General features: G+C 39.7%; 14 protein-coding genes. 4 read left to right on the top strand and 10 right to left on the bottom strand.

All coding sequences use genetic code 11. The annotated features are described in order from the left end of the window. Positions 1-194: 194 nt before the first annotated feature. The 7 genes from A9239_RS20800 to A9239_RS01605 form a co-directional block, all read right to left on the bottom strand. Positions 195-392 (bottom strand): hypothetical protein, encoded by a 198-nt coding sequence (locus tag A9239_RS20800; protein WP_329957107.1) that lies wholly within the window; start codon positions 390-392, stop codon positions 195-197. A gap of 252 nt (positions 393-644) precedes the next feature. Next, a complete protein-coding gene (locus A9239_RS01625; RefSeq protein WP_048119350.1) occupies positions 645-1073 on the bottom strand; it encodes a hypothetical protein in 429 nt (142 codons plus the stop codon). Between the two features lie 152 nt (positions 1074-1225). After that, complete coding sequence (locus A9239_RS20795; RefSeq protein ID WP_369815386.1) at positions 1226-1312, bottom strand: hypothetical protein; 87 nt, start codon at positions 1310-1312, stop codon at positions 1226-1228. 5 nt (positions 1313-1317) lie between these two features. Continuing rightward, entirely contained in the window at positions 1318-1644 is a 327-nt protein-coding gene (locus A9239_RS01620) for an ester cyclase (RefSeq protein WP_048119348.1), read from the bottom strand. A gap of 271 nt (positions 1645-1915) precedes the next feature. Next, on the bottom strand, positions 1916-2260 hold the full coding sequence (locus A9239_RS01615; RefSeq protein ID WP_048119345.1) for a CGGC domain-containing protein: 345 nt from the start codon (positions 2258-2260) through the stop codon (positions 1916-1918). A 52-nt stretch (positions 2261-2312) separates the two neighbouring features. Beyond that, positions 2313-2651: a cupin domain-containing protein gene (locus A9239_RS01610; RefSeq protein WP_048119342.1), complete on the bottom strand. Its 339-nt coding sequence runs from the start codon at positions 2649-2651 to the stop codon at positions 2313-2315. 495 nt (positions 2652-3146) lie between these two features. After that, positions 3147-3806 (bottom strand): NAD(P)/FAD-dependent oxidoreductase, encoded by a 660-nt coding sequence (locus A9239_RS01605; RefSeq protein WP_048119340.1) that lies wholly within the window; start codon positions 3804-3806, stop codon positions 3147-3149. 258 nt (positions 3807-4064) lie between these two features. Here A9239_RS01605 and A9239_RS01600 point away from each other — a divergent pair, with 258 nt between their 5' ends. Both A9239_RS01600 and A9239_RS01595 read left to right on the top strand, forming a co-directional pair. Beyond that, the gene (locus A9239_RS01600; protein WP_048119338.1) at positions 4065-4421 is read left to right on the top strand and encodes a helix-turn-helix domain-containing protein; all 357 of its coding nucleotides are present in this window, start codon (positions 4065-4067) and stop codon (positions 4419-4421) included. A 308-nt stretch (positions 4422-4729) separates the two neighbouring features. Next, positions 4730-6100: an acetate--CoA ligase family protein gene (locus A9239_RS01595; RefSeq protein WP_048154850.1), complete on the top strand. Its 1371-nt coding sequence runs from the start codon at positions 4730-4732 to the stop codon at positions 6098-6100. Between the two features lie 121 nt (positions 6101-6221). Here the strand turns inward: A9239_RS01595 and A9239_RS01590 are convergent, their stop codons facing one another. Together A9239_RS01590 and A9239_RS01585 are read right to left on the bottom strand one after the other, a co-directional pair. Then, positions 6222-7355 (bottom strand): Glu/Leu/Phe/Val dehydrogenase, encoded by a 1134-nt coding sequence (locus A9239_RS01590; RefSeq protein WP_230669052.1) that lies wholly within the window; start codon positions 7353-7355, stop codon positions 6222-6224. A gap of 179 nt (positions 7356-7534) precedes the next feature. Further along, a complete protein-coding gene (locus tag A9239_RS01585) occupies positions 7535-8797 on the bottom strand; it encodes a hypothetical protein (protein WP_048154855.1) in 1263 nt (420 codons plus the stop codon). 681 nt (positions 8798-9478) lie between these two features. Here A9239_RS01585 and A9239_RS01580 point away from each other — a divergent pair. Further along, positions 9479-10264 (top strand): PGF-CTERM sorting domain-containing protein, encoded by a 786-nt coding sequence (locus A9239_RS01580; RefSeq protein ID WP_048154858.1) that lies wholly within the window; start codon positions 9479-9481, stop codon positions 10262-10264. Between the two features lie 162 nt (positions 10265-10426). Beyond that, positions 10427-11548 (top strand): hypothetical protein, encoded by a 1122-nt coding sequence (locus A9239_RS01575; protein ID WP_048154861.1) that lies wholly within the window; start codon positions 10427-10429, stop codon positions 11546-11548. 747 nt (positions 11549-12295) lie between these two features. Here A9239_RS01575 and A9239_RS01570 read toward each other — a convergent pair. Beyond that, positions 12296-14107, bottom strand: coding sequence for a KUP/HAK/KT family potassium transporter (locus tag A9239_RS01570; protein WP_048119324.1), 1812 nt, complete (start codon positions 14105-14107; stop codon positions 12296-12298). Positions 14108-14900 lie beyond the last annotated feature (793 nt).

Below are 14900 nucleotides of genomic sequence, written 5' to 3'. Positions count from 1 at the left end.
AAATCCGGAAAATGAATCCTGTACCCGATAGCAGATGCCTGCCTCTCACAGGCTAACCAGAAATATTTGCTGGAGTCCTTTGAAGCTGCAGAAACTGAAATAATAGGTCCAGAAAAACATGAGGAGTTCCATAGAAGGGGGCTTGATTCTAAAATTGAACTGGATTAATTGAACTGGATTAGCCTTGAATCAGTTTAGGAAAGCAGCGGTACATACTCATACTGCATGTTGTGCTTGAGTGGGAGGAGATAGCTGGTGTCTTCGCCTGCCCCGCAGGTGAAGCAGTGGATGAAGATACCTTTTTTCCTGGGTTGAGTTTCTGCTCTTTCCCGGTTCAATTCGACGGTATGTCTTTCTTCGACTGAGATTGCGCCTTCGGGACAAGATGCCAAGACAGAATCCCCATACCGTCACAGAGTTTTCCTCGGATACGACCTTTGCTTTTCAGTTAATGATTTTAATAGCACCTTCGGCACAGAATGCAACATATTTTCCGTGGCCTGTGCATTTCTTTTCGTCAATTTTTACTATCATTCGTTTTACCATTTAACCAACTCCCCTCAATATATTCAAACTAAAAATATATTTTAATTGCCCAACGCAGTGAAATTTCAGAATAAGATGGCGTTGAGCAAGAGTTACATTCAAAGGTCCGGCAAATATCCTTCTCTGTACAGTATTTTCTTATAGTCGCCTATTAATTTGCACAGTTTGCGAGTATAATTTATAAAGTCCGTGCCTGTATCTCCTTTGAACAACAGCTTTTCAGCTTTTTCCAGAAAATCAGGATAAACAAGTACCAGCTCTTCTTTTGTGTGCAGGAACAGAGCTGAAAAATCCCTGTGGATGCTCATGCTTCTCTGGAGCAGTTCCATATCCAGGGTCTTTTCAGATATATAGTCTTTGAACTTCGTGTAAGCATAAAAGTTTGCAATATTATGGTTTAAGGAATTTAATATCGAATACAGAATATTGTCCGTGTTTGGAAGGGGAATGTCACGAAGCTCAAGGTCCGCACCTTCGTAATTTTCATCTTCTTCAATATTCCTGTCTCGAGTTATATCATGGCTCATTTTATTACCCTAGTTTATTCATAAGTTATATTTTCATCATAGAATTTTAATACAATTTTTATCATAGAATTTTAAATGCAAGAAACATAAAAACGATACCGTGCACCTGATAAAGTTTAACTCTCGTTTCCAGGTGCGGAAACAATCCCTAGCTATTGCGTCAGACCAAGAAGATTAGCTTCACTCCACAACTCATGAGTCTTACCGTCCTTAATACGGAAAATCTCTATTCCATTCATGGTTATCAGCTTGTCTGTAGCCGGGAATCCCATGAAACTACCTCTGGTACACTGCGATCTGTAAAACGCGCAGTAACGGCATTATCCTTTGCAATCATATCCTCAACTGTAACATTTAGGTGTTCTAAGGCTGCCCTACATGCAGTGATTAGTTCATTTATTCCCTCGACTCCCGTAGAAGAAAGAAAAGGAATATGTATAGCAAAGTCAGGTGATAGTAACTCGTCAGCAGCACTTATATTTCCTTTAGAAGGGCCTTTTTCAAAAAATCGGCGAACTATTGCCTTGTTTTCTTCTGTAAACATATTTCCCTCTAGACCGATTTCCCTCATTTGCGCGTTTATCTGCTCGACTTTTGACGTACTTCTTGCCTATAAATCTTTTTATCAAAAGTTGTCTTTGGTGGTGATTTGTCTTCACTAGTGATTTGTCTTCAATAGTAACTTATCTTCAATAGTAAGTTATTTTCAATAGTGAACTATCTTCAATAGTGAACTATCTTCAATAGTAACTTATCTTTTATAGTGAATTGTCTTCAATAGTGAATTGTCTTCAATAGTAAGTTATTTTCAATAGTTAACTATCTTCAATAGTAACTTATCTTCAGTGATGAGTACCTTCCACAATCTTTATTCCTGCATCCTGAATCGTCTTTTTTATATTATCAAGGTTAGGGCACTTAGAATAAGTGTCTTCCATAAGCATACAGGAGCTGAGGTGTACAGCATCAAGGCCATACTTTTTGAGGGTATTTACCAGACGGTACACTCTTCTGCCCGAACAGCCTCCACACGTGAAAAAGGCTATCATCTGAGTGTTTTCATTGTAGGCCTCAAAGTGTGACTTTCTTTCGTTGAAAGCTTTAAAGCAGCCTACTCCCGGACAGGTTTCCGAGACAATTTCACAGCGCACAACCGCTATTTTTGTAGGTTTTGCGTTTTCTTCCATTTATGCCTCGCTTTGAACCATTTCGACAGCCGTTCTTACATTTGCTTTACATTTAGAGCATACGTGTAGCTTCGGTTTGTCTTGGTGCCTTTACGACCAGTACCCTGAAAATCCCATCTCCCGGATTCAGAAGACGATGGGGAATTCTTGCAGGGCTCTCAATCAGCATATCCCGGCTAACTTCCTGTTGTTCATCGCCAATTTCAACAATACCTTTTCCTTCAAGAATGTAGAAAAAGACATCTGTGGGAGTCATATGCTTTTTTAAAGCTTCCCCTGGCTTAAGCTCTATATGTACCGCCTGGGCGTGTTCGGTATTGTAGAGCATCCGGACACTCACATTGTGAGGGTTCGGTTTTTCAGGTGAGGATTTCATCTCGGTAACTTTCATTAATTCTCCCCTTTTGACCATATTTTTTTATTTTTCGGCATTATGCTTTGACCTAGCATTATGCCTTAACACCGTGCCTTAGTATTATACCGACCAGGTTTATGAGAATCGTTCGGATGTTTTTGATTACGCTTTATATTATATATGTTACTCTGAATCCGTTTATCATGTATGTCATTCTGATATCCGTCTATAGTATATATTATTCTAAATCCGTCTATCATGTATGCCATTCTGATATCCATCTATAGTATATGTTATTATAGTATATGTTATTATGATATCCGTCCCATATATGCCTGGTCGGTATAAGTTTTCCCACTACTTTGAAAAGTGTTATGAATTTCAATCCCTGAAACTCTGGATTTGTCTTGGTTTAAGATTTGGTTAAGAGTTTACAGGGGAAACATTTTGAATGGGAACAGATCCGAAAGCACTCAATGCTGAATAAAGCAATTTAAGAGCTGTAAATGACACATGCAAACTTATCTGGTTTTACAGGCCTACCTGGGATTTAAAACTCTCAAGTCCCATGCCTTCAATGAACTTTCCAAGCCTCTTTTTCGTGCCAGAGCTTTTATAGAAAGTAACAATTCTATCGATTGTGTCAAGAACTTCCTCTTCTGACAGGTTTTTTGCAACAACCTCGGCAAGTCTTGGACTTGCAGCTGCAGCACCTCCTACCATCAGGGTATATCCTTTAGCAGTACCCATTACCCCTATGTCCTTAATTGCAGGCTCAGAGCAAGAGTTCGGACAACCGGAAACTGCCATCTTGAACTTGGAAGGCATCGACATTCCGTGGTATTTTTCATCCAGTTTAAGACCTAGACCTACAGCATCCTGTTTTCCTTGCTTGCAGAAAGTAGTCCCGGGACAGAACTTTACACTTCTTACGCAAAGCCCTACAGCTGCGCCGGGTTTCATGTCCAGATCAGCCCATGCATTATCAAGGTCTTCCTCCTTTAGACCCACGATTGCAATCCTCTGGGCAGAAGTCATCTTAAGGGCAGCAGCTCCATATTTTTCTGCAACGTCGGCTATCTTCCTGAGGGTGTTAGGGTCCGCAATTCCTCCTGGGATATGAGGGGCGATTGCATAGGTTTCACGGTCTCTCTGAACGATTGCACCTTTTTCCGGTAAGTTGTCTTTCATGGTTATCACACTCTCCATACTTTGCAAATTTCCGATCGGGTTAATTTTCCGGCAGTTCTGACAATATAGCCCGCATCCCACTCTCGAGTTCCGTCTCTTGAGTATAGATCCACTTTTATGTTTTGCCAGATACAGGAAAACTTTTACAGGAAATTAATACAATTTTGTTTTATAAAATATGTTATATACTAATATTCTTTTAATACTAGTATATTAGAGATATTAATTTATATATTTGACAGTTTCTATGTTTATACTATGAAAGACTGCACAGTCTACAAGACCATGAATATCATAGGGAAAAGATGGACAATTCATATCCTTCTGGAGCTGTACAAGGGGGAAAAAAGGGAAAAGCGCTTTAATGAGCTCAAAAGGAAACTCGGCTACATAACACCCAAAATTCTCTCTGAAAGACTGACAGAGCTGGAAACTGAAGGCATGATTGAAAAGAAGGTTGATCATTCCACAAATCCTCCTAAATCTGAGTATTACCTGACCGAAAGCGGAATGGATTTCGTGAAAATAATACAGGAAATTAAACGCTGGGGGCTGAAGTGGAAATTCCAGAATGAAGAATGCGAAAAGGCTATTTGCATGTACTGTGAGCACTAAACCGTAACTAAGTAACGAGAATCCTAAAACGTAAATATGCGAGAAAAAACAAGGGCATTGACAAAGGCAGTGGGACCTCCACTCGTCCAGTTTATCTATGCTTGTAGCAGTTAAATGTCCTCTAAATGTCCTTTAAATGTCCTTTAAAGGTTTTGTAATGAGCTTCTCTTTATCCAATCAAATTTTTCCAGATTTTGCTTCTTTTCTGTTTTATAAAATCGGAGTTTGTTATGTGTAAATATTTAAGCTCTAAAATATAATCTGAATATAATCTGAATATAATCTGAATATAATTCGGAAGGCCATTAATGACCACTGAAGAACAAATTGACTTTTTCTTCAAGCCTGAAAGCATAGCTCTGATAGGGGCCTCACCAAACCCTGAAAAACTTTCCTGCACAATCCTGGAAAACCTCCTGAAAATGGGGTTTCAGGGAAATATATATCCCATAAATCCGGGTTACCAGGAAATCAGGGGGCTTAAATGTTATCCGGCTTCGAACGAGATAAAGGACAAAATAGACATTGCAATTTTTGCAGTTCCAGCTTCTACTGTCCTTGAAATCCTCAATGGCCCTGTGGAAAATATAAAAGGAGCAATAATTGTCAGTTCAGGTTTTAGGGAAATTGGACCTGAAGAAAAGGAAATGGAAGTCCGCCTGAAAGAGATTTTAAAAACTAAAAAGATCCGGGCTATGGGGCCGAATTGCCTTGGGATCTACGATACAGCTTCAAAAGTGGATACATTTTTTATAAGCAGCGATAAGGTCGAAAGACCTTCAAAAGGTGGGGTTTCGGTACTTACTCAGAGTGGCTCTTTTGCCGCTATGATTATGGACGAAATGGCAAACGAGGGAGCAGGGGTTGCACGGGTAGTAAGTTATGGAAATAAAGTGGATGTGGACGAAAGTGACTGCCTTGAATTCCTGGCAGGAGACGAAGCAACAAAAGCCGTTGCTCTTTATATTGAGGATGTTGAAAACGGACGCAGGTTCCTTGCTGCTGCTTCCAGATGTGTGCAAAAGAAGCCGGTAGTGGCTCTCAAAGTCGGAAAACGGGAGCCAGGCGCAAAAGCCGCGAGTTCTCATACAGGGGCTGTCAGCGGGAGATATGAGGCTTATGAAGCCGCTTTCAGAAAAGCAGGTATAATAGAAGTTGAGAGCTATGAAGCATTAAAAGACGCCTGCAAAGTCCTGAACAGGTATCCGCTGGTAAAAGGGAAAAGGGTCCTCATAATAACTGACGGAGGAGGGATTGGAATTTCCATCGCTGATGCCTGTGAAGAGGCTGGGCTCAGGGTTCCTGATATTTCCATAGAAGCTGTTAGCAAACTGAGGAAGAAACTCCCTACTTTTGCTTCCGTAAGAAATCCTGTTGATCTGACAGGCAGCGTAAAGGACGAACACTACGTTGATGCTCTACAGGAAGCTTTTGGTGAAGAATATGACCTTGCAATAGTGAGCCTGCTATGGGGTCCGCCTCTTCTTTCCAAAGGGGTCGCGGAAAAAATCAGAGCTTTTGCCAGTAATTGTGCAAAACCAGTCCTAATATGTTCACCGGGTGGAAGATTCAGCAGGGAAATGGCTTCGGCTTTTATAGCTATTGGAATGCCGGTCTTTTTTACCCCGGAGAGCGCGGTCAGGGCGGCAGTGGTACTGTGCGGAGGGAAAATAAACTGAAAATTGATCTGAGGTTCAGAAATCCTGAATAACCTGGAGTTCAGAAACCCTAACTAACTAACTTAAAAAGTAAGGAGTGATAAATTGGAATCTCACATAAAGCTTACACAAATCCGGCAGGTTACACAAAGCCCGGCGCCGAAGAAAAGATCGACCAGCGCCTGTACGCCATAGCTTGCTTAACTCGTTTTACGGCAAGCTGGACTGCAGCTTCCCTTGGGAGGATTCCTTTCTTTTTTGCAGTTTCCAGTATCTGAGCCGTGTTTTTTCTAACTTTTTCTTCAATTGACCCGAAAGCTGCGTACTGTGTGGCTCCCTGATACTCTGCAGCAGCACAGATCACGCCGCCTGCGTTTGCGATAAAATCCGGGATGTAGAGAATACCTGCCTCGTAGAGGATTTTTTCAGCTTTTCCTGTGATCGGAATGTTTGCTCCCTCAATAATCAGTTTAGCGTCCAAAAGATGAACATTATTCTCGTTGATCACGTCCGGACGGGCTGCTGGAATCCAGATATCGCAGGGAATGGCAATAACGGCATTACTGTCAAGCTTTTTTCCTCCAGGGTATTCAATCACACTTTTTCCTTCTTTCTTAAGCATGATCAGGGTATCCACATCAAGACCATAGGGATCATAAACCGTACCTCTGGAGTCAGCGGCTCCTACGATAATCGCTCCTCTCTGTGTAAGGAAGCGAGCAGCATGTCTCCCAACTGCTCCGAAGCCCTGAACAACCACGCGGGCATCCTTCAGCTCGAAGTCACAGTACTGCAATGCCACTTCGGTAGCCTGCGCAAGCCCCCAACCTGTGGCTCCTACTTCATCCAGAGGAATTCCTCCAACCTCGCAGGGAAGGCCTACCACCCTTCCGATCTCATCTTTTATGCAGGCCATGCAGATTTCGTCTGTTCCCATGTCAGGGGCGAAGATATATTCTTCCTCATACCTGAGGGCACTGGCAAGTGCTCTAAGCATCTGGCTTTTCTTTTCCTGCGGCATTCGCGGATCCCCGTAGATGACAACCTTACCGCCCCCATGAGGAAGATCTGCAGCCGCATTCTTAAGGGTCATGGTTCTTGCCAGCCTGAAACATTCTTCAGTACTTATATCCGGGGCCATCCTGACCCCTCCAATAGCAGGCCCTCGTGCTATATTGTCCACGACAAGAACCGCTTTCAGGTCAGCAGACGGTTCGTAAACATGGATGATCTTAAATGGCCCAAGTTCATCCGCAAATCTGAACATGTTCTCCATTAATTTTATCTCCCTCTTTTCCCCTCTTTTACCAATACCCTTAATTTCATTTATATCTAATTTTTTTATAAACCCTGCTAGTTTTGAGTCGGTAAGCTATTAAGACATTGAATATTTTTTCCAGATTTTTTCCTTCCAGGTTTTTATTTTTCAGAACTAATGTTTCTTATTTTTCAGAACTAATTACTCATTATCCAGTTGTGTATAATTACCCATAAATCACGAGAATTATAATCAAGGGCTATGCTACCGTGACCCTGGTTCTTCCAGCTTATGGAAGTAACCTTATCATTTATTTTTCCGACTTCGTTTTTGTACCACCAGGAACCGTAGTCACTGAAACCTCCCCCAAGCCCTATATAAAGAACAGGTGAGCTTATTCTTGAAAAGTCAATCTTATAGCCTTTCACATTTCCCATCAGTCCGGCCATATAAAGATCCAGATGCTTAGGTGCGTAAGGAACAGCCCCTCCGGTTAAGGTCAAGTTAAGTAACCTGTTTTCATCAACATAGTAAAGGCCGTCCAGATCTCCGCTCCAGTAGTGATAATTCGGAGTATAGGGATATGCATTGAATGTATGAGTCTGAGTAGCTATAAGCCGGAAAAATTGTATGTTTGTAAGGTCAGGTTGAAAAACAGATTCTCGGTCAGGATCGGTTAAAGCCATACTGGCTATCTGCATCATGAAAGCCATATTGCTGCCGTTATAGACCCTGTTTTCCAAACATCTGGAGATAGTATCAAATTCCTGTGCCTGAGCTCTTATTAACTCCGAATGTTTAGGCTCGTACTTAATAATGATATCAACAGGTACCATTCTGCTAACCGAACCTAAAACAAGGTTTTGGTATTTGCTAGCTCCGTAAGCGGTAAGGATCAAAGCTCCATGACTGTGGCCAATTGCCGTAACTTCGATCTCCTCTGCCGCTTTATCACTCAGGAAAGCTGTATGAATTTTCGACACAGCGATGCCGTTGTATGTATCATTCAGGTAATTGTCAATGGTCCAGTTTTTCATGTAACTGAAATCGGTCTCATTTACCGGAACATTTGTCTCTCTTCGATCCAGAATATATGTACTGTATCCTAGCTGAGCATAGTATATTGCCATATCGGAATAGAAACTTTCAGTCAAAGCCTGCCCGGGCAGGATTATTAAATTTTTATTTTGAGCTGTGCTCCAGACGCTCTTTTCTTTTACATAGTTGGTGAGTACAATGTAGTCATATTCTTTGGATCCAACCTTTATCTTAAGCTTATACTCTGCCACATCGCCGCAAACAAGGCCAACCCTATTGCTTTTCACTAAGGGAGAGTACATACCCGGTACTTGGAACAAAGCAGGATTATGGAAAAAAACCCCCAGTTTATCTGATTGAGTAAATAGGGTCTCGGTTTTATTTTCAGTGTTGATCGTTAATGGTGCTACTTGGGTCTTCATCTTCTCACCTTTGTAAGATTCCCGAGTTAGGTTCTAGACTCGAGAATCCATATTTTTGTAAAGCCAGGCGGGCTAATTTTCAGTTTTGACTTCAAATTGTGGTAGCGTAAAACAGTAAAAAGCAAGTCCATAAGGCTAAAAACCAAGACCTGAAGACATGATAACGTAGGAATCGTTTATCACCAGGAACGGCATATAAAGCCAGGATCAAGTCATTCGGTTTTCAATTTATATGCTTCAGTCATAAAATTTTGATTAATCAATCACATTATTTTATATAGATATAATTTGTGGTTTGAAATTTTAACTAAATTTTATTTGAATGTTTGCATCTGTGTATGAGATAAATATTCACAGAAACGCAGGGAGCCAGGTGTACAAATACTGCAGAAAAAAATGACTACAAAACTGTAAATCTCTTGGGAAAAGGTACATACTTAAAATACTGTCACATTAAATCACATTTATCATCTGCCATTACTGTGAAATGTGCATGGGATATTTAGGATATTCTCAAAAAAATCCGAAAATAAATTAAACAAAGATGCTCATTACGTGCTGGAAAATATTGATTTAAAGTAAACTTTTCTCTGTAAAAATCAACAATGAGAATTTTAAAAAAAATTATTTCAAAAAGCTATTGTACAGGTAATTTAATACCCCTGAAAGGAGGTATCAAAATTGAAAAAATATTTGCTCATGCTATTTATGTCGATTTTTATTTTTGGGGCTGTACTCTCAATTACTGTTGCCGGTGCAGCCGATAACCCAGTAGTAAATGAAACGGCATCAAAGGTTTTAAAGACCAACGAATGTGTCAATAAATCTACTAATCAATCCGCATCACAAAATCAGACATGCAACATAAGCCAGAATGAGTCCATAAACCAGAATGAACCTGCGGCAGAAACTCCTGTGGCTGAACAGAAGTTCAGGGTGGGACCGACTGTTGTATTGAGGCCGGTTAATGATGTCATAACCAAAGACGAAGATGGCCTTGTTGAACTCTATGTTGATAATCCATCCCTCAATGATGTGACTCTGAATGTGGATGCAAGGATTAGCGTACCCTCTGGAATTCATGTATATGGACAGGATTTTGCTCAGACCGGTGCAGCAGGTACAGCTTACGGAACATTTTCAGTGCCCCCAGGAAGCGCTCGAACAATTTCTATTGATCTCAAAGGAGATAAAGTAGGCTCCTATACGGTACATTTCAGTGGTCTCTACTGGCCTGGAGACAATAAAGACAGTTACAACCCTATTTCACTCAGCCATCCCTTTGAAGTCAATGAAGCTTCCGAAAATCCCGAAGAAGCTCCCAGTTCTGATGATAATGGAGATACCGAAACCAAAGAGACTGGAGGAGTAAAAGCTGAAGGACAGGGTTCATTTAGCGCTCCCGGATTTGGAATATTAATTGCAGCTATAGGCCTTTTAGGAGTTTATGCTATTAAAAGGAAGTAAAATCAGGTTAAAAAAGCGTTTAAACGCGATTGCGGGGAAAATACATACATTTTTCCTTTTTTAAATTTTTGTAGTTAAGAAAGGCATCCGTAATCCAGAGAAACCTTTCATTTAAGCTTATACCGGATATTTACAGACGGCAAGCCCAAAAAAGGTGATAGAATGTCTGAGAGGGCTATTTTAAAAACTCTAATAGTTTATCTCTTGATTGGTTGTTTCCTGGTAAGTAACATTTCATGTGTATGTGCGTCATCTGATATTTCGGCAAATTCTTACGAGAATAAAACAGAGGTTTCAGAAGAAAAGCAGTCTTTAGAGGAGGTTCAAGACTCCGATGAGCAGTTAAAATCCTCTGAAAATGCAGACATGCAAAGCTCAGAAAATAATGAGTCCGAAAGCGAAGGAACTCAGCCCACTAAAAATACGGAGATAACATCTGATGAAGAGACCGAAACAAATCTCTCGGAAAATACGGAAATAGAACCTGATGATGAAACCGAAACAAATTCTTCAAAAGATACAAGAGTGAAATCAATCGAGGCAACCGAAACAAATTACTCGGAAAATAACGAAACCGTGTCCTCCGATAACCCGGAAAATCAGTCTTCAGTGGATGAGGATGTCGGAACCGAAGGTACTGAAAATCAAACTTCAGGAGATATAGGAGTCGCAGAGGATATAGAGAACGATTCTTCGCATCGCACAGGAAATTCGTATCATATCGAACATTCAGAGTACACTATAGTAGAGAATAACACATATGTACAACACGAACCTGTAAAAAAAGAGGCTTTGGAAAGTTCAGGATCAACTGAAAATTCAAAATCTGCTGCACCGCCCTCTGCAAGTGTCAATCTTCACGGTGAAAAGACTAGGGTTGTTTCTGGAGAAGACATTCTGCTCAAGCTTTCAGCCGTTAATCTTATCACAAAACCTGTCATGCACGTCCAGGTCATAATAATTCCACCTTCAGGAATGAGCGTCTCTTCCTCGGAGTTTGTCCAGTCTGGTGCAGGACAGTATACGACAACCTACGAGCTTGAACCCGGACAGGGCAGGGACATTGAAGTAAGGATTGAAACCAACCAGCCTGGAGACTTTAATGTTGAGGGAAGGGTGGTTTATTATTTTGGGGAAGATACTGAAAATGCCGAAGATTATACGCTTAATCTACCTATAAAGGTCGAAACAAAATCGTATCCTGTAGAAGAATCCTTACCTGGATTTAGACTGACGAGCCTGGTATTCGTATTAGTAGCGGCATTTATCTTAAAAAGACGTTAATATAAAAATATGCAACGTATGTAAAAATATGCAACGTATGTAAAAATATGCAACGTATGTAAAAATATGCAACGTATGTAAAAATATGCAACCTATATAAAAATATTATAAGCATATGAAAATATGCCAAACAGAACTTATAAAATTACTTATGAGAACAGTTTTATAATTCTGAGTGTACAAAAATCAAAAGTTGCCTGTTCCACAGGCAACTGCATAAGCCACGAATCATATGAGGCCTTTAAGATGGCTTGTGGATTCATGGAGCAGGTCATTTTGCTCTCCAAAATTCAGCCTGCGTTAACTTCTATTTTCTCGATAAAAACCGTAAATAGTCGACTTTTTCTATAACTTTAAGACTCTTCTCTTTTTTAAGGCAACCGAGTTTGGTGTTGACTTTTGTTATGAGCATTTTTGGTTGAGTTATCTTGCACATTCAAACTCCTTCACAAAACTGCTTACAACCAGATATCCTGCGTCTATCTAGGATGATTCCCACCCTCTATATTATTGACGTTTGTGTAGCCTGCGTTTACCAAAAGTTTGCTCGTATTGACACTTCGGCTTCCGGCCTTATAATAGACAAGGATCTATCTTCAGTTGCTGCAATGCAATGTGTGATCACGAGAAAAAAAGAGAATCATGAAACTAAGGTTTCTGATCACTACCCTAATTTCATGCGGATGTATTTTCGTCTTAAATCCAGGTTGAAGGCCAGAAATGTATATGTCAGTTTTTAATCCTTTTTTACATTTCGAACCTTGTCATAACCCCATGCAGTTCATCAGTAGGGAGCTTGTAAAACTGGACAAAGGAAGGCGATACTTTTTTAATTATGGAAAAGATTCTCCAGATTATATTATTGGTAAAGATATCTTCTACTCCGTAGAAGATGGTTTTTTCACCAATGCCCTGGTCTTTAAGGATCTTTTCAACATCAACAATCTCCATATATCCTGCTCGTATCTCCAAAATTTTTAACCCTTTTGCCGGTTCTTTTGTGAACGAGGTTTCTATTCCGAAAGGACTGTCTGACTTGATAATGGAAATAAAAATGTTGTTTTCGTAAATGATGTTGTTTTTAAACATTACATGGGAAATATACTGGGGAATTCTTTCAATGTCGCGTGTAAAGAAGAGGGCAGTCCCCATAATTTTATTTTGAGTAGCATAGACCTGCCTGTATTTTTCAAGAAAATCTTTGGACTTCATTAGCTTCATCAACTTATACAGCTTCTTTTGTCCCGACGTGTATATAAGTATAAGAGAGAGGATGAAAAGTGCTATGATGACTGACCAGTAACCTCCGTGAGGGATTTTATAGCTATTTGAGAGAAGGAACACTACATCAATAAACGTTATAAATAGCGAAATAATAGCTTTGGTTATGTTTTTTCTGTGATAAAATATCGAAGTCATCATTATGCCCGTAATAGACATGGTTCCTGTAACTGCCAGGCCGTATGCAGCTGCAAGTCTGTTCGATTCTCTGAATATAAGCATCATAAATAATACAGCAACGAGGAGTAACCAGTTTACGGTACTTATGTAGATTTGGGACTTAAATACCCCGGAGGTGTAATCAATCTTCAGCATTGGAATTATCCGGGTTGTTATTCCCTGATATACTATAGAGAACATGCTACTTATCATAGCCTGAGAAGCGATAATTGTAGCTACGATGCTCAGGAGGAGGAACGGAATATAAAAAATGTTTGCCTGCTGGTTTATCATCTGATACAAAAAATTTGTCGAACCCGGGTTTCGGATAAGAAATGCACCCTGCCCGAGATAATTTAAAACCAATGCTACAAATACGAATCTCCAGGCTTTTAAGATAGGCTCTCTTCCCAGGTGTCCCATATCAGCATATAATGCTTCACCTCCTGTAGCGCACAGGATGACTTCGGATAGTACAAAAAATCCTATAATCCCGTTATCCAGAAGGAACCTGATAGCATAATAAGGATTGATGGCTTTAAGTACTTCTGGTGTATAGAAAATAGAGGCGACACCTGAAAATCCGATAGCTGCAAACCATAGAACCATTATAGGTCCAAAAACCCATGTAATTTTTTCTATTCCTTTGCTCTGAACTGAAAAAAGTGCTATTGCAATTACGGCAGAAATAAGTATAATAGTTCCCTGACCTATGTTTTCGAACTGAGGAATGATTCGCAAACCCTCGACTGCGCTCAGAATACTTATTGCAGGGGTAATTACTCCATCTCCCATGAGGAAAGATGTTCCTATATAAGCTAACAATGTGACCAGAGCTACATTCCTACTTGACTTGAGCAGAGGAACGAGTATTTCTTTTAAGACTATTGTACCTCCTTCCCCTTTTTTACCCAGACTCATTGCAAGCCAGGCGTATTCCATAGTCACAAGTACGATAAGTGTCCAGATAATTAACGATAAAACTCCTATGATGTGAGTGTGTGTAGGTCTTGTTAGAAGGAAAATAACGGTCAAAGTATAAATGGGGCTTGTCCCAATATCTCCAAAAACAAGACCCATAGACTTTACTACTTCTCTGAACTCTGACTTGGAAAACATAATATTCACCTTTTTGTTCCAGAAATTTGCACAAAGATAAAATTTGAAATAAAAGTTTCACGCGTTAAGCCCTAGGATGATAAATCGTGATCTTTTCTACCCATAAGAAAAAAGGAAACTGATTCTTTTTAAAACCTTGATTTTTATATATTACTGTTTTCATATTGCTTTCGTCTCTATATGTGGTCAATAAGCCTAACAGTAAATAGCGGTTCAATGAAATATGGTCTTGAGTATTACTTTTTTATATATAAAACTCATGACCCTCTCCATATAAATGAAGATTCCACATCTCAAATCTTGTTATAACCCCTGGAAGTTCTTTAGTGTAAGACTTGTAGAACTGAGCAAAAGAAGATGACAGCTTTTTGATTACAAGACAGCTTTTTGATTATAATATTGATCTATTGAGATACCATTTCAAACAGGATATTTGTTGAATAAAGATTTCTAATGAGGGATGATGCCTGTTCAAGATAATTAATAGGTACTGACGAAAAAAGATACAAGTTTCTATGGATTTAATCCGGCATGATATCTGTTATAGGACTTACGCACTTGAGGACCAAAATCAATTACGTCAAAGATTGTGGATTAAAGTCATGCTTTAGACATTTAACGGTTTAATACTGCTGATTCTTCAGTTCAACTACGTAAGTCCTATGTTATATCCTGAAATAATTTCGCAAATTCAAAACCATTTGAAAGTTCAATATACACGATACAACAGCAAACGGCGCAAAAAGTTAAACGTTAAGCAAGTTTCAATTCTGTTTTGGTATTGTGAAATAAT

The organism is Methanosarcina sp. A14, assembly GCF_001729375.1.
GTDB lineage: Archaea > Halobacteriota > Methanosarcinia > Methanosarcinales > Methanosarcinaceae > Methanosarcina > Methanosarcina barkeri.
The sequence above is the reverse complement of the archived record's forward strand: the minus strand, read 5'-3'. Positions and strand labels throughout refer to the sequence as shown.

What these genes read in the sequence shown, in the direction of transcription:
- A9239_RS01600 (WP_048119338.1), top strand. Translation starts at nt 4,065, where the DNA reads ATGAAAGACTGCACAGTCTACAAGACCATGAATATCATAGGGAAAAGA.
- A9239_RS01590 (WP_230669052.1), bottom strand. Translation starts at nt 7,355, where the DNA reads ATGGAGAACATGTTCAGATTTGCGGATGAACTTGGGCCATTTAAGATC.
- A9239_RS01610 (WP_048119342.1), bottom strand. Translation starts at nt 2,651, where the DNA reads ATGAAAGTTACCGAGATGAAATCCTCACCTGAAAAACCGAACCCTCAC.
- A9239_RS01625 (WP_048119350.1), bottom strand. Translation starts at nt 1,073, where the DNA reads ATGAGCCATGATATAACTCGAGACAGGAATATTGAAGAAGATGAAAAT.
- A9239_RS20795 (WP_369815386.1), bottom strand. Translation starts at nt 1,312, where the DNA reads ATGAATGGAATAGAGATTTTCCGTATTAAGGACGGTAAGACTCATGAG.
- A9239_RS01615 (WP_048119345.1), bottom strand. Translation starts at nt 2,260, where the DNA reads ATGGAAGAAAACGCAAAACCTACAAAAATAGCGGTTGTGCGCTGTGAA.
- A9239_RS01605 (WP_048119340.1), bottom strand. Translation starts at nt 3,806, where the DNA reads ATGAAAGACAACTTACCGGAAAAAGGTGCAATCGTTCAGAGAGACCGT.
- A9239_RS01570 (WP_048119324.1), bottom strand. Translation starts at nt 14,107, where the DNA reads ATGTTTTCCAAGTCAGAGTTCAGAGAAGTAGTAAAGTCTATGGGTCTT.
- A9239_RS01595 (WP_048154850.1), top strand. Translation starts at nt 4,730, where the DNA reads ATGACCACTGAAGAACAAATTGACTTTTTCTTCAAGCCTGAAAGCATA.
- A9239_RS01575 (WP_048154861.1), top strand. Translation starts at nt 10,427, where the DNA reads ATGTCTGAGAGGGCTATTTTAAAAACTCTAATAGTTTATCTCTTGATT.
- A9239_RS01585 (WP_048154855.1), bottom strand. Translation starts at nt 8,797, where the DNA reads ATGAAGACCCAAGTAGCACCATTAACGATCAACACTGAAAATAAAACC.
- A9239_RS01620 (WP_048119348.1), bottom strand. Translation starts at nt 1,644, where the DNA reads ATGAGGGAAATCGGTCTAGAGGGAAATATGTTTACAGAAGAAAACAAG.